The sequence below is a fragment of the Celeribacter sp. SCSIO 80788 genome (genome assembly GCF_051054295.1).
Lineage (GTDB): Bacteria > Pseudomonadota > Alphaproteobacteria > Rhodobacterales > Rhodobacteraceae > Celeribacter.
The window spans coordinates 291,060-310,368 of record NZ_CP150482.1 but is presented as its reverse complement, the minus strand read 5'-3'; the positions used below and the strand labels follow the sequence as shown (position 1 = coordinate 310,368).

Here is a 19,309-nt window from a genome sequence, read left to right as displayed (position 1 = left end):
GGATCGCGCTAAGGCAAAGCCATGACCGACACACTCACGCTCCGCCGCCCCGACGACTGGCATCTTCATCTGCGCGATGGCGCGATGATGGAGGCCGTTCTGCCCGAAACCGCGCGCCATTTCGCCCGCGCCATCGTCATGCCGAACCTCGTGCCCCCGGTGGTCACGGGCGCGGAGGCTGCGGCCTATCGCGAGCGCATTCTCAAGGCCAATCCGGGCCGCGGCACCTTCGAGCCGCTGATGACGCTCTATCTCACCGAAGCGACCGATCCCGCGGACGTGGCCGCCGCCCATGCCTCCGGTCTGGTGAAAGCCGTGAAACTCTACCCGGCGGGCGCGACGACCAACTCCGCCTCCGGCGTGCGCGATTTCGACAAGGTCCGCCCGGTGCTCGAGAAAATGGCCGAGATCGGCCTGCCGCTCTGCACCCATGGCGAGGTCGTCACCCCCGAGGTCGACATCTTCGACCGTGAGGCCGTGTTCATCGACACCGTGCTCGACCCGATCCGCCGCAAGACCCCCGGCCTGCGCGTGGTGATGGAACACATCACCACCAAGGACGGCGTCGATTACGTCTCGGCGCAGGGCGAGGACATGGGGGCGACGATCACCACGCATCACCTGGTGATCAACCGCAACCACATCCTCGTCGGCGGCATCAAACCGCATTACTACTGCCTGCCGGTCGCGAAACGCGAAACCCATCGCCTTGCTCTCGTCGCCGCCGCGACCTCGGGCGACGCGCATTTCTTCCTCGGAACGGATTCCGCCCCGCATCTCGATCACGACAAGGAAAGCGCCTGCGGCTGTGCCGGCTGCTTCACAGCGACCAACACCATGTCGATCCTTGCCGAGGTGTTCGAGCGCGAAGGCAAACTCGACAATCTCGAAAAATTCACCTCGATCAACGGGCCGACGTTCTACCGCCTGCCGCTCAACGAGGCGACGATCACGCTCCGCAAGGGCGCGCCCGTCACCTACCCGGCCAAGATCGACAGCGCCAATGGTCCCGTGACCGTATTCGACCCGCAGATGCCGCTCCACTGGAGCGTGGACGCCTAAGACGAAGGACCGATCATGATCCCCTCCTCCTTTCCCGATCAAACCGAAATCGCCCGTCTGACGGCGCGCATGCTTCTTGAAATCGGCGCGGTGAACTTCCGCCCGGAAGAGCCCTATATCCTCGCCTCCGGTCTGCCCTCGCCGACCTATATCGACTGTCGCAAGCTGATTTCCTTCCCGCGTATCCGTTCGACGCTGATGGATTTCATGGCGATCTCGATCATGCGCGAAGCGGGCTTCGAGGCGTTCGACAACATCGCGGGCGGCGAAACCGCAGGCATCCCCTTCGCCGCGCTGGTCGCCGACCGTCTCGGCCTGCCGATGACCTATGTGCGCAAAAAGCCCAAAGGCTACGGTCGCAACGCCCGGATCGAGGGCGAAATGTCCGAGGATCAGCGCGTCTTGCTGGTCGAGGACCTGACCACCGATGGCGGCTCGAAACTCTCCTTCGTCGACGCGATCCGCGACACCGGCGCGACCTGCAACTGGACGGCGGTGATCTTCTACTACGGCATCTTCCCGGACACCGAAAAGCGTCTGGCGGATCACGGCGTCAAGCTGATCAGCCTCTGCACCTGGTGGGACGTGCTCGAAGAGGCGAAACGCCAGAAAACCTTCGATGCCTCGGCTCTGGCAGAGGTCGAGCACTTCCTCGGCGCGCCGCATGCCTGGCAGGAAAAGCACAAGAAAGCCTGACCCCGGCCTGTTGCGAAAAATTTGAGCGCCGCCCCAATGGGCGGCGTTTCGCTTTGGCCTCAGGCAGTTACCCGCCATGCCGCAGGGCAGAAAAGTTTTCCACAGGTTATACACTTTGAAACACCTGTCCGGGACGGGTAATCAGAACGGACCCGCAAGCACGACGCGACTCGCGGGATCAAACCAAGTGAGCAGGAACCGGACGCATGAGCGAAATCGCCAATCTTCAGGATATGCGCAAGGACGACGAGTCCACCGCAAAGCCCGCGAAGGGTCTCGTGATCACGCCCTACGAGGGCGCCGTGCCGCATAATATCGAAGCCGAACAACAGCTTCTGGGCGCGCTTCTGACCAACAACGACGTGTTCGACAAGATCGCCTCGATCATCTCGCCCGAGCATTTCTTCGATCCGGTCCACAAGGATATTTTCGAGAAAGCTTCCGAGCGCGTGTCGAAAAACATGCTGGCCTCGCCGGTGACGCTCAAGGCCTATATGGAAGATCACGAGGGCCTCAAGGAGCTGGGCGGTCCGGCCTATCTGGCGCGGCTCGCGGCTTCGGCGATTTCGACCTATGCGGTGCGCGACTATGCGCAGCTGATTTACGATCTGTTCCTGCGCCGTCAGCTCATCGAGCTTGGCAATGAAATCTCCGGCTCCGCCGCCTCCGGCTCCGACACCCGCGACCCGAGCGAGCAGATCGTCGCCGCAGAGCAACGGCTCTATTCCTTGGCCGAACAGGGCAAGGGCGAAACCGGGTTCACTTCTTTCCTCTCCGCCGTGACGCAGGCCGTTCTGAACGCCAACGCCGCCTATGAGCGCGGCGGCGGCATGGCCGGCATCGCCACGGCGCTGATCGATCTCGACAAGAAAATGGGGGGTCTTCACCCCTCCGACTTGATCATCCTCGCCGGGCGTCCCTCGATGGGGAAAACCTCGCTCGCGACCAACATCGCGTTCAACATCGCCAAGGCCTACAAGAAAGGCACCCTGCCCGATGGCAAACAGGGCGCGGTCGAGGGCGGCGTTGTCGGCTTCTTCTCGCTCGAGATGAGCTCCGAACAGCTCGCCGCGCGTATTCTGGCCGAAGCCTCGGAGATTTCCTCGCACAAGATCCGCCAAGGCGACATGACCGAAGAGGAATTCCGCCGCTTCGTCGACGCCGCCAAGACGCTCGAATCCTGCCCGCTTTACATCGACGACACGCCCTCGATCCCAATCTCGCAGCTGGCCGCCCGCGCGCGGCGTCTGCAACGGACCCATGGGCTCGATCTTTTGATCATCGACTACCTGCAACTGGTGCGCGGCACGTCGCGGACCGAGGGCAACCGGGTGCAGGAGATCGGCGAGATTTCCATGGGTCTGAAAGCCATCGCCAAGGAACTCAACATCCCGGTGATTGCGCTGTCGCAGCTCTCCCGGACAGTGGAATCCCGCGACGACAAACGCCCGCAGCTCTCCGATCTTCGCGAATCCGGCTCCATCGAGCAGGACGCCGACGTGGTGATGTTCGTCTACCGTGGCGAATATTACAAAGAGCGCGAAAAGCCCGATGACGACAATCTCGAAGCCATGGAAAAATGGATGCAGGACATGGAGCGCCTGCACGGCAAGGCCGAAGTGATCCTCGGCAAACAGCGTCACGGGCCCATCGGCACCGTCGAGCTGTCCTTCGAGGCGCAGTTCACCCGCTTTGGCAACCTCGCCAAGGAACTCCACAACAATTTCGACTACGAGTAAGCCCCGCGAGGCTCGGCACGGGCTTCGCATTCTCTCTGTTTGGTTTCATAGCTGTTTGGTTTCATGGTACAAAACGCACCTTCCCCGTCTCTCCCGATCCCGAAAGACGTTCTTTCGCTGTTCAAATGGCTTGCCTCCGTCACCGGCGCGACGCTCTCCGTTCTGCTGGCGGTGGCCTCCCAATCCGCGGATAATCAGGGCTTCTTCCTGCTCACCCTCTCAGGCGCGTTGCTGATCCTTCTGATCTTTCTGATCTTTCTCTATCTGGCGTTTTTCACAGGCCTCGTTGCCGTCTCGGGCCAAGGCAGTGCACGCGACAAAAAAGCATGGCTGCGCAACCGGCGCTTTCTTGCAGCTCTGCGCAGTCACCGCGCACAGCCCCTGCCTGAGGCAGGCCCCTGGAAACGGCTCACCTCGCGGCGGGTGCTCGCGCATCTCTGGTTCCGCAGGGTTCTTCCCGCCTTTCTCCTGTTGATGGCGATCCCCATGGTCATCGTCCCCATGCTTCAGCTCTTTCTGGGCGCCGACCAGATTTCGCTCGACATGAAACAGGCCAAACACATGATCCGGCTCGAAACCTGCCTGCGCACGCTCGAGCTTCGAAAAGAGATTTCTGCCCTCTCCGAAAGCGATCCTTTCGACACCGACCCCACCGCCTGTGCCAGCTTTCGCTGATCGCACGGGCTCCCTGTCATTTTAACCCTTGCGACTCCCCGCGGGAGCGCCAATACAAAAGGCCATGGGCACCTCTACTCTTCATATCGATCTCGATGCGCTCGCCGCGAACTGGCGCGCGCTCGACAAACTCTCCGCAGACACGGTGGAAACCTCTGCGGTGGTCAAGGCCGACGCTTACGGGTTGGGGGTCGGCAAGGTCTCCCGCGCCCTGATGAAAACCGGCGTGAAATCCTTTTTCGTCGCCGCCGCCGAGGAAGGCGTCGCGCTGCGCGAGGCGGTCGGGCCGAAACCCTGGATCGGTATTCTCGGCGGCCATATGCCCGGCGATACCGACATGATCGGCGACATGGGCCTCGTTCCCATGCTCAACTCGCTCGACCAGATCACCCGCCATTTCGAGGCCCTCCCCGGTCGTCCCTTCGGCATTCAGCTCGACACCGGCATGAACCGTCTCGGCCTCGAGCCCGTCGAATGGGACGCGGTGAAGGATCTTGTGATGAGGGCGAAACCCGATCTCGTGATGAGCCATCTGGCCTGTGCCGATGAGCCGGAGCACGAGATGAACGCCTATCAGCTCAAAACCTTCCGCGAGATGACCGACGGGCTGGACGTGCGCCGCGCCCTTTCCGCGACCGGCGGCATCCTTCTGGGCCCCGACTACCATTTCGATCTGGTGCGCCCCGGCATCGGCATGTACGGCGGCCTGCCCTATGAGGACGGCAAACCCGTTGTGCGCCTCGAATGTCCGGTGATCCAGACCCGTGATGTGCAGCCCGGCGAAACGGTCGGCTACTCCAACATGTGGACCGCCGAAGTGCCGTCGCGCATCGCCACCGTGGCCTGCGGCTATGCCGACGGCATCACCCGGCTGATCTCCAACAAGGCCGTGCTGTTCGATGGCGAGACCCCCTGCCCGCTCGTCGGCAAGGTCTCGATGGACCTGATCACCGTGGACATCACCCATCTCGATCAGGTGCCGCGCTCGCTCGATCTCTTGTGCGCGCACCAAACGGTGGACGATCTCGCCACCGTCGGCCAGACCATCGGCTATGAAATCCTGACCTCGCTCGGCGCGCGCTATCAGCGCCGCTATATCGGATGAGCGTGATCGCCCGGCCTCTGGCCGCGCTTGGCGCGGGCGTTCTGTCCGCGCTGGCGACGGTGGGCCGGGTGGCGCTTTTTGCCCTCGCCGCCTTTCGTCATATCCTGACCCCGCCGTTTTACGGCCGCGAATTCCTGCATGCTTTGATGCATGTCGGCTATCTGTCGCTGCCCGTCGTCGGCCTCACCGCCGTCTTCACCGGCGGCGCGCTGGCGCTTCAGATCTACGCCGGCGGCGCGCGGTTCTCCGCAGAGCAAGTCGTGCCGCAGATCGTGGCGCTTGGCGTCGTGCGCGAACTTGGCCCGGTGATGGTCGGGTTGATGATGGCCGCCCGCGTCACCTCCTCGATCGCCGCCGAGATCGCCACGATGAAGGTCACCGAGCAGATCGACGCTCTGGTGACGCTGTCCACCGATCCGATGAAATACCTCACCGCGCCCCGCGTCTTCGCCGGTCTCGTCACCGTGCCGCTTCTGGTCGCAGTGGGCGATGCCATCGGCGTCTTCGGCGGCTGGTTCGTCTCCGTGCAATCTCTGGGTTTCAACCCGGCGGTTTACCTCAAGAACACGGTCGATTTCCTTGAGCCGAACGACATCGTTTCCTCGCTGGTCAAAGGCGCCGCCTTCGGCGTCATCGCCACCCTGATGGGCTGCTATTTCGGGATGAATTCCGGTCGCGGCGCGCAGGGCGTGGGCCAGGCGACGAAATCCTCCGTCGTGGCCGCAGCCGTCTTGATCCTCGCCGCCAACTTCCTTCTGACACAGGCCTTTTTCGCGACATGATCCGCCTTCACGACGTGCATAAGGCCTTTGGGGCGAAAGAGATCCTGCGGGGCATCGATCTCGATGTCGCCAAGGGCGAGAGCTGTGTCATCATCGGCGGCTCCGGCACCGGCAAATCCGTGGCGCTGAAATGCGTTCTGGGGCTGGTCCGCCCCGATCGCGGCACGATCATGGTCGATGGCGAAGACATCACCAAAACCGGCGACCGCGATGCCTTCCTCGCCCGCTTCGGCATGTTGTTTCAGGGCGCGGCCCTGTTCGACAGCCTTCCGGTCTGGCAAAACGTCGCCTTTCGCCTGTTGCGCGGCTCGCTCAAGCGTCCGCGCGCCGAAGCCAAAGAGATCGCCATCGAGAAATTGCGCCGCGTTGGTATGGGACCGGATGTGGCCGATCTCTACCCTGCCGAACTGTCCGGCGGGATGCAGAAACGCGTCGGCCTCGCCCGCGCCATTGCCGCCGATCCGGAGATCATTTTCTTTGACGAACCGACCACCGGGCTCGACCCGATCATGGCGGGTGTGATCAACGAGCTGATCCGTGAGATCGTCGTCGAGATGGGCGCGACCGCCGTGACCATCACCCATGACATGACCTCCGTGCGCGCCATCGCCGACAAGGTCGCCATGCTGCACCGGGGTAAAATCCGCTGGCACGGGCCGGTGTCCGAGATGGACACGGCCGACGATCCTTACTTGCGCCAGTTCATCACCGGCTCACCAAACGGGCCGATCGAGACGCTTCGGTAGAGGTACAAGTTTGCAATTTTTGTATAATTTAGTCGTACTTTTTCAACTTTTTAGCTTCGCGTTTCCCATCTTGTTGATCGTCGTCTTGTCCGGATGGGGAGAGCAACGCCCGCGTATCCGTTGGCTGATCGCCTTATACTCCGTACAGTGTCTTGCCGTGGTCTCTCTCGCCGTCCTGTCTTTGGCAACTGGCGATCCCACGCAAAACCATGAGACCCTCAATGCCGTTGGCAGTGCAGGATCTGCGTTTAAAATCGCGATTGATGCCGCTCTTCTGGTCGTCGTCTGGAAAATCCGCCGAGACCTCACGGCCTCTGACCGCTGGCATAAGGCCATTCGCCATGTTTCACTCCTCTATCTGATTGGCGTCCCTCTCAGTTTTGTTTTGGTATACGGTCCTGTTCTGCGAAACATGATCCCGGGCTGAAATCATCAGCATCCTATCGGAAACTCATGCATGACCCCGCTCCGCCTCGCCAATCTCTCGCTCCTGATCCTCTTCCCCATTGCATGGGTCGCACCGCTGATGCGCGCGGGGCTGCTGCCGCTTTTTGGCCTGTCGGAAATTTCCGTCCTTTCGGGCATCGTGAGCCTTTGGGACAAGGACATTCCGCTGGCCCTCGTGGTCGTCTTCTTCGCCCTGATCGCCCCCATCACCAAAGTCATCGCGCTCGAAGGCCTGCTTTCCGGCCGTCTGCCTGCCCGCGTGAAACCGTGGCTGTTTCATCTCGGGCGTCTGGCGATGGCCGATGTGTTTCTGGTTGCGATCTATATCACCCTCGCCAAGGGCATCGGCGTCGGGCGGGTCGAAGTGGGTTGGGGGTTGTATCTGTTCACGTTTTGCGTGCTGGCCAGCCTTGGATTGAGTATTTTTGCAGCAAAGGAACAAGAGACCGCTTGAACCGGCGGGGCTTGAAAGACTAGAACGAAGCAAGAACAACCCGGGAGCCGCAGATGGCCAAGGCACAGAAGAACTTCGTTTGCTCCAATTGCGGGGCGGTGACCAACAAATGGTCCGGGCGCTGCGACGGCTGCGGCGAGTGGAACACGATCTCCGAGGAGAAACCGCTCTCTTCCGCCGGGCCGACGACGAAGACGCTGGGCGGTATGCGCGGCAAGGAAATCCCGCTGACGACGCTTGCCACGAAAGAGGCGCCGCCGCCGCGCACCGCCTGTGGGCTGGAGGAATTCGACCGGGTTCTGGGCGGCGGGCTTGTCCCCGCTTCGGCCATTCTGGTGGGCGGCGATCCCGGCATCGGCAAATCGACGCTTTTGTTGCAGGTGGCGGCGCGTTTCGCGGGGGCGGGGCTGAAGGTGATTTACATCTCCGGCGAGGAGGCCAGCGCGCAGGTCCGGATGCGGGCGCAGCGGCTTGGGCTCGAAGAGGCCGCCGTGCAGCTCGGCGCGGAAACCAACCTGCGCGACATTCTCACGACGCTTGAGGCGGAGCGGCCCGATCTGGTCATTATCGATTCCATCCAGACCATGTGGGCCGACAATGTCGAAAGCGCGCCGGGGTCGGTGTCGCAGGTCCGCGCCGCCGCGCACGAACTTGTGAGCTTTGCCAAGACCCGTGGCGTTTCCGTCGTCCTCGTCGGACATGTGACCAAGGAAGGTCAGCTCGCAGGCCCCCGCGTGGTCGAGCATATGGTCGACACGGTACTCTATTTCGAAGGCGAGCGCGGGCATCAGTTCCGGCTTTTGCGCGCGGTGAAAAACCGCTTTGGCCCCGCGCATGAAATCGGCGTGTTCGAGATGACCGGCGACGGTCTCTCAGAGGTGACAAACCCCTCCGCGCTTTTTCTCTCCGAACGCGATCAACCCGCCCCCGGATCGGTGGTGTTCGCCGGAATCGAGGGCACAAGGCCGGTGTTGGTCGAGTTTCAGGCCCTCGTCGCCCCCTCGCCTCATGCCCAGGCCCGGCGCACGGTGGTGGGCTGGGACGGCTCACGTCTTGCGATGATTCTCGCCGTGCTGGAGGCGCGCTGCGGCATCCCCTTTGCCGGGCTCGATGTCTACCTCAACGTCGCGGGCGGCATGAAGGTCTCCGAACCCGCCGCCGATCTCGCCGTCGCCGCGGCCCTCCTCTCGGCCCGCGAAGACGCCGCCTTGCCGAAAGATTGTGTGGTTTTCGGGGAACTTTCTCTTTCCGGCAGTCTCAGACCGGTCGGTCAAACCGAAAACAGGTTGAAAGAAGCGCGAAAACTTGGTTTTTCCTCAGCCATCGCCCCGTCGCAATCGAAAGCGGGCGAAAACAGCGGCATGGCGATCCGTCAGATGAGCGATCTGGTGGGCTTTGTCGGAGAGGTCTTCGGCGCGGGTTAACGCGCCCAAAAACGAGTGAGGCGCCCATGGACGGCTTTACAATCATCGACGGCATCGTGGCGCTGGTCATCATCGTCTCCGCCCTTCTGGCCTATTCGCGCGGGTTCGTGCGCGAAGGCATGGCCATCGCCGGCTGGATCGTGGCCGCCGTGCTCGGCTACATGTTCGCCCCCAAGGCCGTGCCGCTGATCAAGGAAGTGCCCTATCTCGGCACCTACATCGCGGATTCCTGCGAATTGTCGGTGATCGCCGCGTTTTTCGCGGTCTTCGCACTGGCGCTCATCATCGTCTCGGTCTTCACCCCGCTGTTCTCTTCCGCCGTGCAACGCTCGGCTCTGGGCGGTATCGATCAGGGGCTTGGCTTCCTGTTCGGCGTGGTGCGCGGCATTGTCCTCGTGGCCATCGCACTTGTGATCGTCGATCGCGTCTCCACCGGCGATCCCATCGACGTGCTGGAAAACTCCCGCACCGCCAAGGTCTTCGCCCGCTCGCAGGACAAGATCGACGAAAGCCTGCCGGATAGCGCCCCGGGCTGGATCACGCAACGCTACGAAGCCTTGGTCTCGACCTGCACCGAATGACAAAAAGGGCGGCCCGCGGGTCGCCTTTTTCATATCCGCGCAAGACGCGTGCCCCCTCTCACAGAAGATGTGACAAAAAGCTATGTGATCCTTTCGTGACACTCGGGCTTTGAGGGCTTAAAGGAGGGGCGAAAACGCCCGCCACAGGATTCGGAGCCAGGCTTCATGCGCACCATGCCCCCGTCTCACCCGTTCGACGATGACAAACTCAAGGAAGAATGCGGCGTCTTCGGCGCGGTCGGCGTCACCGACGCCGCCTCCTTCATCGCACTCGGTCTGCACGCCCTGCAACACCGCGGTCAGGAAGCCGGTGGCATCGTCACCTACGATCCCGAAGCCGGGTTCCATTCCGCCCGTCGCTTTGGCTATGTCCGCGATAATTTCACCTCGCAAAAGGTGATGGAAACCCTGCCCGGCTCCATCGGCATCGGCCATGTGCGCTACTCCACGGCAGGCTCCAAAGGCACCACCGCGATCCGCGATGTGCAGCCCTTCTTTGGCGAATTCGCCATGGGCGGAGCGGCGATTGCCCATAACGGCAATATCACCAATGCCGAGGCGCTGCGTCGCGAGTTGATCGAGCGCGGCTCGATTTTCCAGTCCAGCTCCGATTCCGAATGCATCATTCACCTGATGGCCCGTTCGCTGCAACGCAACATCCCCGAGCGGATGAAAGACGCGCTGCGCCGGGTCGAGGGGGCCTTCTCCGTCGTCGCCATGACCCGCACCAAACTCATCGGTGTGCGCGACCCGCGCGGCGTGCGTCCGCTCGTTCTGGGCAAGGTCGGCGACAAGGGCTATGTGCTCTCGTCCGAGACCTGTGCGCTCGACATCATCGGGGCGGAATTCGTCCGCGAGATCGAGCCCGGCGAAATGGTGGTGATCTCCGACACCGGCAAGGTGACAAGCTCGAAACCGTTCGAACAGCAGGCGTCGCGATTCTGCATCTTCGAACATGTCTATTTCTCGCGCCCCGACAGCATCCTCGAAGGCCGTTCGGTCTATGAGACCCGCCACCAGATCGGCGTGGAACTGGCGAAAGAAGCGCCCGTCGAGGCCGATCTCGTCTGTCCGGTGCCGGACAGCGGCACCCCTGCGGCCATCGGCTATGCGCATGAAAGCGGCATCCCCTACGGCATGGGCATCATCCGCAACCAGTACATGGGCCGGACCTTCATCGAGCCGTCCGAACAGATCCGCAACATGGGCGTGCGCCTGAAACTCAACGTCAACCGGGCGCTCATTCGCGACAAGCGCATCATCCTCGTCGACGACTCGGTGGTGCGTGGCACCACCTCGCGCAAGATCAAGGACATGCTTCTGGACGCCGGTGCCGCCGAGGTCCATTTCCGCATCGCCTCTCCGCCCACCATGTGGCCCTGTTTCTACGGCGTCGACACCCCGGATCGGGACAAGCTTCTGGCCGCCAAGATGTCGGTCGAGGAAATGCGCGACTATCTCGGCGTCGACAGCCTTCAGTTCATCTCGCTCGACGGGCTCTATCGCGCCGCCGGTGTGGCTGCGGGGCGTGATCCGAAAGCGCCACGCTATTGCGACGCCTGCTTCTCCGGCGAATACCCGGTCGTGCCCTCGGACATGATCGCCAAAGGCTTCGAGATGAAGACAGCGGCGGAATAACATCGCCGCCCGCAGGTTCCTGCAAAGGGTCCGACAAAAGTCCGACAGAAAGCCGACGGAAATCCGACATGGCAAATTTGCTCGATCTCGATCCCCGCTGGCGGGCGCTCACCGACCCGGAGGGCGCCTTTGGCGGCGTGATCGACATCGGCTTCGATCACCCCTCCGTCTGGCCACATGCGACCCGTGGCGACGCCCCCTTTGTCAAAGAGGGCGACGATCAGCTTGCCTCCGAGCTTTGCCGTCTGGGGGATGCGCGGTACTTGCGCGCCACGCTCACCCTGCCCATTCGCGGCGCGGACGAGGCGCTGATGGTGGCGCTTTGGGTCGCGGTGCCGCATGACGTGTTTTATGCCTATCTTGAGCTTCTGGACGGCGGCCCCGTGCCCGCCGAGACCCCGGCCCATCTTGCCAACGATCTCTCGCCTCTGCTCGCTTTGGACAGTGCCGTGACCCTCACCTTCGGCGACGGCTCCGCGCGCCCGCAGGTGGAAGAACTTGAAACCAAAGAGATTTCTCTCGACCAGCTTCTCGATCTCTACGAGGCCACCGGGACGCTTGATCGCAGTGCGCTCAAACCCTCTTGACCGGCGCGCGTTTTCCGCGCACTCCAACGCCATGACAGAGAACACCAAAATCGCCCTCATCACCGGCGCCTCGCGCGGCCTTGGTTTCTTCCTCGCCGAAGCGCTCGCGCCCGCCTATCACATCGTCGCCGTCGCCAAGACCACGGGCGCGCTCGAAGAGCTCGACGACCGGATCAAGGCCCGCGGCGGTCAGGCGACGCTTGCCCCCATGGACATCACCAACCCGGACGCCATGGCGCATCTCTGTCGCGGCATTTACGACCGTTGGGGGCATCTCGATCTTTGGGCGCATACCGCTGTTTATGCTCAGCTTTTGTCGCCAGCCGACCATATGGACCCGAAAGATTTCGACCGCACGATGAATACGAATGTCATCGCCACCGGCAAGCTGATCCCGATGGTCTCGCCGCTTCTGAACATGGCCGCGACGCCGGGCGACGTGCTGTTTTTCGACGACCCGCATGCGGGCGAAAAGTTCTTCGGCGCTTATGGCGCTTCGAAAGCCGCGCAGATCGCCATGGCGAAAAGCTGGCAGGCGGAAACCGCTCATGTCGAAAAGGCCCCGCGCATCCATGTGCTGACGCCCGCACCGATGCCCACCGCGACCCGCGCGCGGTTCTTCCCCGGTGAGGACAAATCCAGCCTGACGCATCCCCGCGACGAGGCCCCGCGTCTTCTGAAACAGGCCCGGCTGCTCTAACAGCCTGCTCTGTACCGGTCTAAAAACGCCTTTTCTGACGTTTGCGCGGCTCTTTTGAGGCCCGTGTCTTGCCGCGATTCCGTGCCTGCTTTAAGGAAGAAGACAAGACAACAGAAAGCGGCCTCATGCGTATTTTGATCACCAATGACGACGGCATCAACGCCCCCGGCCTCAAGACGCTCGAGGCCATCGCAGCCGAGATCGCCGGACCGGACGGGGAGGTCTGGGTGGTGGCGCCCGCCTTCGAGCAATCCGGCGTCGGACATTGCATCTCCTACGCCAATCCGACGATGATTTCCGAACTCGCCCCCCGCCGCTGGGCCGCCGAAGGATCACCCGCCGATTGTGTCCTCGCGGGGCTGCACGACATCCTGCCTGCCCGCCCCGATCTGGTGCTCTCGGGCGTCAACCGGGGCAACAATGCGGGCGAGAACGTGATGTATTCCGGCACCATCGGCGGAGCCATGGAAGGCGCGCTTCAGGGGGTGAAATCCATCGCCCTGTCGCAATTCCTCGGCCCGCGCAATTACAAGGTAGACGATCCGTTCGAAAGCGCCGCCGCGCATGGCGCGCGCGTCATCCGCCGCCTGCTCGATCATGCGCCGTGGGGCGAGGGTGACGATTACCGACTGTTTTACAACGTGAATTTCCCGCCCGTTCCGGCCTCTGAGACCAAAGACATGGTGATCGCCCGTCAGGGCCGCCGCCAGACCGCAGGCTTTGCCATGGAGGGGCAGGTCTCCCCTACCGGGCGGCGGTTTCTCTGGGTGCGCGGTTCGGAACAGGCGGTCGACACCGGCCCCGGCACCGATGTCACCGCCAATCTCGAAGGCCATATTTCGGTCACGCCGATGCGCGCCGATCTGACCGCGCATGACGCGCTCGCCGCTCTGGAGGCCGCCCTCTGATGGCGATGGATGCCGAAACCCAGATGCAATTCCTCTACACGCTCCGCTCCAAGGGCGTAACGGATGTACGCACGCTTTCGGCAATGGAAAAGGTCGACCGGGGCGATTTCGTCAAGGGGCTGTTCACCGCCCGCGCCTATGAGGACATGCCGCTGCCCATCGCCTGCGGTCAGACCATTTCGCAGCCCTCCGTCGTCGGCCTGATGACCCAGGCTTTGAACGTGCAACCGCGCGACAAGGTCTTGGAGGTCGGCACCGGGTCGGGCTATCAGGCCGCGATCCTGAGCCACCTCGCCCGCCGCGTCTATACGGTCGACCGCTATATCCGACTGGTGCGCGAAGCACAGGCGATCTTCGACCGGCTCGGCATCGTCAACATCACCTCCATGCCCACTGACGGCTCCTTCGGCCTGCCCGATCAGGCGCCGTTTGATCGCATCCTTGTGACCGCCGCCGCAGAGGACCCTCCCGGCCCCCTCTTGGCGCAGTTGAAAACAGGCGGTATCATGGTCCTGCCGGTGGGTCAGTCCGATGCCGTGCAGAGCCTGATCAAGGTGACGCGGCTGGAGACGGGTTTCGATTACGAAGAGCTGCGCGCCGTGCGTTTCGTGCCCCTTGTCGAGGGGATGGGTCAGGAGTGAGCGTGACACAGAACCAGCGTCACGAATGTAAAAAAGGACAAAGCCTCCATGAGAGAGGCGGGGTCCAAACCGAGGACAGAGCCATGACGATTTCCCCTTCCCGCCAGACCCTGCGCCTGATGTTTGCCGGCTGTGCCGCCCTGGCGCTCACCGCCTGCGACAAACCGATCGATTTCGACCTGCGCGGCATGACCGACGCCTTCTCGACCGCGCCCGCCGCGAACGAGGCGAAAACCGTGTCGAAACCGACGCCGAACGCACAGGGCATCGTCTCCTATCCGAATTATCAGGTGGCCATCGCCAAACGCGGCGACACCATCGCCTCGGTCGCCGCCCGCACCGGCCTGCCCGCTGGCGATCTCGCCCGTTACAATGGCATCACCGAAGACGTCACGCTCCGCGAAGGCGAAGTCATCGCCCTGCCCCGCCGTGTCGATGGCACGTCGGGCACGACGCGCGCGGGCACCATCGCCACCGGCGAGCGGATCGACATCACAGCACTTGCCGAGGAAGGGCTCAGCAACGCCCAAACCGGTCAAACGACGACGACCAGCACGACGATGACACAGACGACCGCCTCCGATCCCATCGAGGGCATGGAACCCGTGCGTCACCAGGTGCAACGCGGCGAGACCGCCTATTCCATCGCCCGCAAATACGGCATCTCCGTGCGCGCGCTGGCCGATTGGAACGGGCTCGGCTCGGATCTCGAAGTCACCGAAGGGCGCTACCTGCTGATCCCGGTGAAGGCCTCCGAGGTCACCACGCAAGAGGTGGAAACCGAACCCGGACAAGGCTCCCCGACGCCCACGCCGCCGTCTGCCTCCGAGCCCCTGCCCGATCCGGCCGCGGCTCAGCCCGCGCCTGCGGAAACCAAACCCGCCGCCGATCTCGGTGCGACGCAGACCAGCACGACCGCAGAAATGGCGAAACCCGTCTCCGGCGCGATCATCCGCGATTACGACAAGACGAAATCGAAATTCATCCTCTTCGCCGCCACGGCTGGCACCCCGGTCAAGGCCGCGAAAGACGGCACGGTCAAGCTGATCTCGACCAATGCCGACGGGGTGAAAATCATGGTCATCGACCACGGCAACGGCTTGCAAACCGCCTACAGCTTCATCGACGACATCGCGGTGAACAAGGGCGACAGCGTCAAACGCGGACAGACGATTGCCAAGGTGACCGCCAATGAATTCAACGCTTTGCAGTTCATGGTCTTCAAGGGCACGCAAACGGTCGACCCGACGCCCTATCTGAACTGATCGGGATTGAGTATTTAGACCATCAGAAAACCTCAAAACCCCGATGCGATTTCCACATCGGGGTTTTGCTTTTTCGAGCTTTCTGATGGCTCAAATACTCAGCTGAGCTTGACGCCCTTGCGCCCGGCCAGATCGGTAAAGAACTGCCACGCCACACGGCCCGACCGCGAGCCGCGCGTCGCCTGCCATTCGATGGCCTCTGCGCGCAGCGTCTCACCGTCGATCTCGATGCCGTATTCCGTGCAATAACCCTGGATCATCGCCAGATACTCGTCCTGCGAACAGGGATGGAACCCGAGCCACAGCCCGAAGCGATCCGACAGGGAGACCTTTTCCTCGGTGGCCTCGGAGGGGTTGATCGCGGAGCTGCGCTCATTCTCGATCATGTCGCGCGGCATCAGATGGCGGCGATTGGACGTCGCATAGAACAAGACGTTCTCGGGGCGGCCTTCGATCCCGCCATCGAGCACCGCCTTGAGCGATTTGTAATGCTCGTCGTCATGGCTGAACGACAGGTCATCGCAGAACAGCACGAACCGATGCGCGGAGCCGCGCAGCAGGTTCAGAAGCCGCGCCACGGAGGGCAGGTCTTCGCGCTGCATTTCGACGATCTTGAGCGGCGCGCCTTCGGCAGTCACCGCCGCATGCACCGCCTTGACGAGAGAGCTTTTCCCCATGCCGCGCGCGCCCCAAAGGAGCGCGTTGTTGGCCGGAAGGCCACGGGCAAACTGGCGGGTGTTTTCCAGAAGCGTATCGCGCGCCCGGTCCACCCCGATCAGGAGCGAAATATCCACGCGCGACACTTTGGCCACCGGCTGAAGCGCATCCGGTTCGGTTTGCCAGACATAGGCATCTGCGACGTCGAAATCCGGCGTGGCCAGCGGCGCGGGGGCCATGCGCTCCAGCGCTTCGGCGATACGTTTGAGGGCTTTAGTCTTCATTCTTAATCTTCTTTGTCGAACTCAGAAAACAGCTCTTCGTCCTCGTCCAGAACACCGGCGGCGCGCAGCTCTGCGGTGCGTTTTTTTTCGACACGGGCGACGAGGAAGATCGAGATTTCGTAGAGCCCGTAGACCACCGTGAAGAGGATGAGCTGAGTCGTCACATCCGGCGGCGTCACCAGAGCGGCAACGGTCAGAATGCCGACGACGGCATATTTGCGGGTCGAGCGCAGGCCATGTGCCGAGGCGAGGCCAGCCTTGCCCATCAGCGTCAAGAGCACCGGAAGCTGGAAACACAGCCCGAAGGCCACGATCATTTTCAACGTGATATCAAGGCTTTCGTTGACCTTACCGTTGAACACGATGTCGATGCCCGTATCCTTGGTCGCCGTCGTCACATCGCCCCCATTGGTCACGAGTGCGCCCACGAAGGACGGCAGATCGGCAAAGCCGAGGAAAAAGGTCATCGCCAGCGGCACGACTACGAATTGCGCAAAAGCCGCGCCCATAATGAAGAGCACAGGCGAGGCAATCAGGAAGGGCAGAAAGGCGTTCTTCTCGTTCTTGTAAAGCCCCGGCGCGACAAAGCGCCAAAGCTGATAGGCGATCACAGGGAAGGCCAGCGCCAGACCGCCCACCATGGAAATGCGGATGAGCGTAAAGAAATATTCCTGCGGCGCGGTGTATTGCATCACCGGGTTCGGGTTGCCAAGAGACCGCATGGTTTTCTCGATCGGGATCAGCAGAAAATCGAGGATGGGCCCAGCCACGGCGAAACAGATCACCATCGCGATGATAAACGCCAATGCGGCGCGGATGATCCGCGTGCGCAATTCGGCGAGGTGTTCGATCAGCGGCGCGCTGCTGTCGTCGATGTCGCTGTCGCTCATGCTTCGCCGTCCTTCTTCGCCTGCTCTTCGGCATCCAATTCGGCCTGAAGCCGCTCGGTCGCCTTTTTCGCCGCTGCATCGGAGATCTTCTGGGCGGCTTCGGCCCGCTCCGGGCTCAGCTCGTCTTTCTGAAGCGTCGTCGTCTTCGGTGCCGCGGTGCCATCCGGGGCTTTCATCGGGTCCCATTTCTCGAACTTGTCGGCGGCTTCGTTGAGCTTGTCGAGGCCGAATTTCTTCGGATTCGCAGCGCCTTTCAAAGCGTCCGCCGCCTCTTTCACCCCTGTCTCATCGGCCGCCGCCTCCATCGCGCGGGAAAACTCGCGCGCCATGGATTTCGCCCGCGCCGTGAACCGTCCGAGCGTGCGGAACATGCCCGGCAGGTCCTTGGGGCCGACGACGATCAACGCCACGACCCCGATGATCAGAAGTTCTGACATGCCGATGTCAAACATCCCGCACCGCCTTGTCTAAAAGCCACGCCAACGGGTCGCCCCGCCCAAAAAATCCAAGCAGAAAATCCAAGCCGGAAAGGCTCAGACCTTGTCTTTTTCTTCTTCGGGGGTGACGTCCTTGGCCACCTGGGCGGCCTCGTCTTCGATTTCCTTGGTGCCCTCGGCCACACCCTTTTTGAAGGAGGTGATGCCTTTGCCGACCTCGCCCATGAGGCCGGAAATCTTGCCGCGGCCGAAAAGGACCAGCACCACGACGGCGATGAGCAGGAGGCCCGGAAGGCCGATGTTGTTGAGCATGTCAGTCTCCATCTGAGAGGGGCATTGGCCCGTCTGTCTAATCTCGCGGGTCCCAGAATTAGAAGGCTCCATGGGGAAGGAAAAGCGTAAAATGCTGCCTGCGGCCCAGTTGCACAACATTGGCGCGGGTTATGAAGGTGGAACTCTTCAACTGACAGGTTTATGTCAGTTGTAACCCCGCATTCTCAGATCATCGCAACCGAATCGGAGAAAAACGATGACTGACATTCAAATGATTGAAACTGTTACCTTTCGCCTCAAAGACGGCGTCACGGACACAGACTTCATGACCGTGGCACGCGGGCTCGATGGCTATCTCGACCGCTGTCCGGGGCTGTGTGCCCGCACGCTGTCCCGCGATGAGACCGGGCTTTGGCGCGAGGATTATGTCTGGGCGAGCGAGGCCGACAACGCGGCAGCAGATAGTGGCTTTCGCAGCGCCCCGGAGGCACAGGCCTTCATGGCGCTGGTCGATCATGACAGCGTCACGATGCGCCACGCGCCCGTGTCTCTCTTCCGCAGCCTGATCCAAGCGGCCTGATCATGGCAGGCGGTCGCAAACAAACCGGTATTCGGCGCAGCGACCGCCTGTTCGATCTCATCCAGATTCTGCGCGATGGCAAATTGCACACCGCACGCGAGTTGGCGGAGCAGGTCGAGGTCTCCGAACGCACGATCTGGCGCGATATGGCGACGCTCAGGGCCTCGGGCGTCCCGGTCGAGGGCGAGCGCGGCGTCGGCTATATGGTCACGGCGCCGATCACCCTGCCGCCGATGAACCTCTCGATGGGAGAACTGGAGGCGCTGCACCTCGCCGTCGCAATCCTGAGCGAGGCAACCGACCCGGATCTTGCCAGCAATGCCAAAAGCCTTGCCGCGAAGATCGACGCGGTTTTGCCGGAAAACACCGGCCCGCCCGCCGCCGGTTGGGGCATGGCGGTGCATCCCTTTGCCTTCGCCGACGCGCGCACCGGCTTTCGCCACATGCCGCTGTTGCGGACGGCCGTGCGGGAGAAAAAGGTCCTGCGCATCGGCTATCTGGCGCTTGACGGGACGAAATCCACGCGTCTGGTGCGGCCTTTGCAGCTCGATTATTGGGGGCGGGTCTGGACCATGTCTGCGTGGTGCGAGGAACGGGCGGATTTTCGCACCTTCCGCGTTGACCGGATTGAAAGCACCATCGACACCGGCGCGCAGTTTCGCGACGAGCCGGGTAAAACGCTGGCTGAATTCCTCGCCCTTCAGAAGGCGTCCAAGGTTTTCAAATGAGTATTTTTGC

At 62.3% G+C, this 19,309-nt stretch carries 23 protein-coding genes; 19 read left to right on the top strand and 4 right to left on the bottom strand.

The annotated features are described in order from the left end of the window. The first annotated feature begins 21 nt into the window (after window positions 1–21). The 17 genes from pyrC to V1471_RS01630 all read left to right on the top strand — a co-directional run bounded on the left by pyrC (window position 22) and on the right by V1471_RS01630 (window position 15,450). On the top strand, window positions 22–1,062 hold the full coding sequence (gene pyrC, locus V1471_RS01710) for a dihydroorotase (protein ID WP_434286566.1): 1,041 nt from the start codon (window positions 22–24) through the stop codon (window positions 1,060–1,062). Window positions 1,063–1,077: 15 nt separating this feature from the next. Further along, a complete protein-coding gene (locus V1471_RS01705; protein WP_066703992.1) occupies window positions 1,078–1,758 on the top strand; it encodes an orotate phosphoribosyltransferase in 681 nt (226 codons plus the stop codon). 206 nt (window positions 1,759–1,964) lie between these two features. Then, window positions 1,965–3,497, top strand: a complete 1,533-nt coding sequence (locus V1471_RS01700; protein WP_434286565.1) for a replicative DNA helicase — start codon at window positions 1,965–1,967, stop codon at window positions 3,495–3,497. Window positions 3,498–3,560: 63 nt separating this feature from the next. Continuing rightward, window positions 3,561–4,172 (top strand): hypothetical protein, encoded by a 612-nt coding sequence (locus tag V1471_RS01695; protein WP_434286564.1) that lies wholly within the window; start codon window positions 3,561–3,563, stop codon window positions 4,170–4,172. A gap of 64 nt (window positions 4,173–4,236) precedes the next feature. After that, a complete protein-coding gene (alr, locus tag V1471_RS01690) occupies window positions 4,237–5,277 on the top strand; it encodes an alanine racemase (protein WP_434286562.1) in 1,041 nt (346 codons plus the stop codon). Then, window positions 5,274–6,059: an MlaE family ABC transporter permease gene (locus tag V1471_RS01685; protein WP_434286561.1), complete on the top strand. Its 786-nt coding sequence runs from the start codon at window positions 5,274–5,276 to the stop codon at window positions 6,057–6,059. Before alr ends, V1471_RS01685 begins: the two co-directional genes overlap by 4 nt. Then, on the top strand, window positions 6,056–6,805 hold the full coding sequence (locus tag V1471_RS01680; protein WP_434286559.1) for an ABC transporter ATP-binding protein: 750 nt from the start codon (window positions 6,056–6,058) through the stop codon (window positions 6,803–6,805). The genes V1471_RS01685 and V1471_RS01680 overlap by 4 nt, the downstream gene beginning before the upstream one ends. Window positions 6,806–6,815: 10 nt before the next feature. Then, window positions 6,816–7,232, top strand: coding sequence for a hypothetical protein (locus tag V1471_RS01675; protein ID WP_434286557.1), 417 nt, complete (start codon window positions 6,816–6,818; stop codon window positions 7,230–7,232). Window positions 7,233–7,262: 30 nt separating this feature from the next. Continuing rightward, complete coding sequence (locus V1471_RS01670) at window positions 7,263–7,706, top strand: paraquat-inducible protein A (RefSeq protein ID WP_434286555.1); 444 nt, start codon at window positions 7,263–7,265, stop codon at window positions 7,704–7,706. Between the two features lie 53 nt (window positions 7,707–7,759). Next, complete coding sequence (gene radA / locus V1471_RS01665; protein ID WP_434286553.1) at window positions 7,760–9,130, top strand: DNA repair protein RadA; 1,371 nt, start codon at window positions 7,760–7,762, stop codon at window positions 9,128–9,130. Window positions 9,131–9,156: 26 nt separating this feature from the next. Next, complete coding sequence (locus V1471_RS01660) at window positions 9,157–9,711, top strand: CvpA family protein (RefSeq protein WP_434286551.1); 555 nt, start codon at window positions 9,157–9,159, stop codon at window positions 9,709–9,711. A 165-nt stretch (window positions 9,712–9,876) separates the two neighbouring features. Next, window positions 9,877–11,349 carry an amidophosphoribosyltransferase gene (purF, locus tag V1471_RS01655; RefSeq protein ID WP_434286549.1) on the top strand — a complete coding sequence of 491 codons (1,473 nt, stop codon included), beginning with the start codon at window positions 9,877–9,879 and terminating at the stop codon, window positions 11,347–11,349. A 68-nt stretch (window positions 11,350–11,417) separates the two neighbouring features. After that, on the top strand, window positions 11,418–11,936 hold the full coding sequence (locus V1471_RS01650; RefSeq protein WP_434286548.1) for a DUF2199 domain-containing protein: 519 nt from the start codon (window positions 11,418–11,420) through the stop codon (window positions 11,934–11,936). A 31-nt stretch (window positions 11,937–11,967) separates the two neighbouring features. Next, the gene (locus V1471_RS01645) at window positions 11,968–12,636 is read left to right on the top strand and encodes an SDR family NAD(P)-dependent oxidoreductase (protein ID WP_434286546.1); all 669 of its coding nucleotides are present in this window, start codon (window positions 11,968–11,970) and stop codon (window positions 12,634–12,636) included. A gap of 125 nt (window positions 12,637–12,761) precedes the next feature. Continuing rightward, complete coding sequence (gene surE, locus V1471_RS01640) at window positions 12,762–13,544, top strand: 5'/3'-nucleotidase SurE (protein ID WP_434286544.1); 783 nt, start codon at window positions 12,762–12,764, stop codon at window positions 13,542–13,544. Further along, complete coding sequence (locus V1471_RS01635; protein ID WP_434286542.1) at window positions 13,544–14,185, top strand: protein-L-isoaspartate(D-aspartate) O-methyltransferase; 642 nt, start codon at window positions 13,544–13,546, stop codon at window positions 14,183–14,185. Before surE ends, V1471_RS01635 begins: the two co-directional genes overlap by 1 nt. Window positions 14,186–14,268: 83 nt before the next feature. Next, complete coding sequence (locus tag V1471_RS01630) at window positions 14,269–15,450, top strand: LysM peptidoglycan-binding domain-containing protein (protein WP_434286541.1); 1,182 nt, start codon at window positions 14,269–14,271, stop codon at window positions 15,448–15,450. Window positions 15,451–15,548: 98 nt separating this feature from the next. Here the strand turns inward: V1471_RS01630 and V1471_RS01625 are convergent, their stop codons facing one another. From V1471_RS01625 to V1471_RS01610, 4 genes are all read right to left on the bottom strand, one after another. Then, window positions 15,549–16,391 (bottom strand): ATP-binding protein, encoded by an 843-nt coding sequence (locus V1471_RS01625; RefSeq protein WP_434286540.1) that lies wholly within the window; start codon window positions 16,389–16,391, stop codon window positions 15,549–15,551. Between the two features lie 2 nt (window positions 16,392–16,393). Next, complete coding sequence (tatC, locus tag V1471_RS01620) at window positions 16,394–17,281, bottom strand: twin-arginine translocase subunit TatC (protein WP_434286538.1); 888 nt, start codon at window positions 17,279–17,281, stop codon at window positions 16,394–16,396. Continuing rightward, window positions 17,278–17,733 (bottom strand): Sec-independent protein translocase protein TatB, encoded by a 456-nt coding sequence (tatB, locus tag V1471_RS01615; protein ID WP_434286536.1) that lies wholly within the window; start codon window positions 17,731–17,733, stop codon window positions 17,278–17,280. The genes tatC and tatB overlap by 4 nt, the downstream gene beginning before the upstream one ends. 81 nt (window positions 17,734–17,814) lie before the next feature. Continuing rightward, window positions 17,815–18,030, bottom strand: a complete 216-nt coding sequence (locus tag V1471_RS01610) for a twin-arginine translocase TatA/TatE family subunit (protein WP_434286535.1) — start codon at window positions 18,028–18,030, stop codon at window positions 17,815–17,817. Between the two features lie 217 nt (window positions 18,031–18,247). On the opposite strand from V1471_RS01610, the gene V1471_RS01605 reads away from it, so the two are divergent. After that, entirely contained in the window at window positions 18,248–18,571 is a 324-nt protein-coding gene (locus V1471_RS01605; protein ID WP_434286533.1) for a hypothetical protein, read from the top strand. Window positions 18,572–18,573: 2 nt separating this feature from the next. Then, entirely contained in the window at window positions 18,574–19,299 is a 726-nt protein-coding gene (locus tag V1471_RS01600; RefSeq protein ID WP_434286531.1) for a helix-turn-helix transcriptional regulator, read from the top strand. The last annotated feature ends 10 nt before the right edge of the window (window positions 19,300–19,309 follow it).

What these genes read in the sequence shown, in the direction of transcription:
- pyrC (WP_434286566.1), top strand. Translation starts at nt 22, where the DNA reads ATGACCGACACACTCACGCTCCGCCGCCCCGACGACTGGCATCTTCAT.
- V1471_RS01705 (WP_066703992.1), top strand. Translation starts at nt 1,078, where the DNA reads ATGATCCCCTCCTCCTTTCCCGATCAAACCGAAATCGCCCGTCTGACG.
- V1471_RS01700 (WP_434286565.1), top strand. Translation starts at nt 1,965, where the DNA reads ATGAGCGAAATCGCCAATCTTCAGGATATGCGCAAGGACGACGAGTCC.
- V1471_RS01695 (WP_434286564.1), top strand. Translation starts at nt 3,561, where the DNA reads ATGGTACAAAACGCACCTTCCCCGTCTCTCCCGATCCCGAAAGACGTT.
- alr (WP_434286562.1), top strand. Translation starts at nt 4,237, where the DNA reads ATGGGCACCTCTACTCTTCATATCGATCTCGATGCGCTCGCCGCGAAC.
- V1471_RS01685 (WP_434286561.1), top strand. Translation starts at nt 5,274, where the DNA reads ATGAGCGTGATCGCCCGGCCTCTGGCCGCGCTTGGCGCGGGCGTTCTG.
- V1471_RS01680 (WP_434286559.1), top strand. Translation starts at nt 6,056, where the DNA reads ATGATCCGCCTTCACGACGTGCATAAGGCCTTTGGGGCGAAAGAGATC.
- V1471_RS01670 (WP_434286555.1), top strand. Translation starts at nt 7,263, where the DNA reads ATGACCCCGCTCCGCCTCGCCAATCTCTCGCTCCTGATCCTCTTCCCC.
- radA (WP_434286553.1), top strand. Translation starts at nt 7,760, where the DNA reads ATGGCCAAGGCACAGAAGAACTTCGTTTGCTCCAATTGCGGGGCGGTG.
- V1471_RS01660 (WP_434286551.1), top strand. Translation starts at nt 9,157, where the DNA reads ATGGACGGCTTTACAATCATCGACGGCATCGTGGCGCTGGTCATCATC.
- purF (WP_434286549.1), top strand. Translation starts at nt 9,877, where the DNA reads ATGCGCACCATGCCCCCGTCTCACCCGTTCGACGATGACAAACTCAAG.
- V1471_RS01650 (WP_434286548.1), top strand. Translation starts at nt 11,418, where the DNA reads ATGGCAAATTTGCTCGATCTCGATCCCCGCTGGCGGGCGCTCACCGAC.
- V1471_RS01645 (WP_434286546.1), top strand. Translation starts at nt 11,968, where the DNA reads ATGACAGAGAACACCAAAATCGCCCTCATCACCGGCGCCTCGCGCGGC.
- surE (WP_434286544.1), top strand. Translation starts at nt 12,762, where the DNA reads ATGCGTATTTTGATCACCAATGACGACGGCATCAACGCCCCCGGCCTC.
- V1471_RS01635 (WP_434286542.1), top strand. Translation starts at nt 13,544, where the DNA reads ATGGCGATGGATGCCGAAACCCAGATGCAATTCCTCTACACGCTCCGC.
- V1471_RS01630 (WP_434286541.1), top strand. Translation starts at nt 14,269, where the DNA reads ATGACGATTTCCCCTTCCCGCCAGACCCTGCGCCTGATGTTTGCCGGC.
- V1471_RS01625 (WP_434286540.1), bottom strand. Translation starts at nt 16,391, where the DNA reads ATGAAGACTAAAGCCCTCAAACGTATCGCCGAAGCGCTGGAGCGCATG.
- tatC (WP_434286538.1), bottom strand. Translation starts at nt 17,281, where the DNA reads ATGAGCGACAGCGACATCGACGACAGCAGCGCGCCGCTGATCGAACAC.
- tatB (WP_434286536.1), bottom strand. Translation starts at nt 17,733, where the DNA reads ATGTTTGACATCGGCATGTCAGAACTTCTGATCATCGGGGTCGTGGCG.
- V1471_RS01610 (WP_434286535.1), bottom strand. Translation starts at nt 18,030, where the DNA reads ATGCTCAACAACATCGGCCTTCCGGGCCTCCTGCTCATCGCCGTCGTG.
- V1471_RS01605 (WP_434286533.1), top strand. Translation starts at nt 18,248, where the DNA reads ATGACTGACATTCAAATGATTGAAACTGTTACCTTTCGCCTCAAAGAC.
- V1471_RS01600 (WP_434286531.1), top strand. Translation starts at nt 18,574, where the DNA reads ATGGCAGGCGGTCGCAAACAAACCGGTATTCGGCGCAGCGACCGCCTG.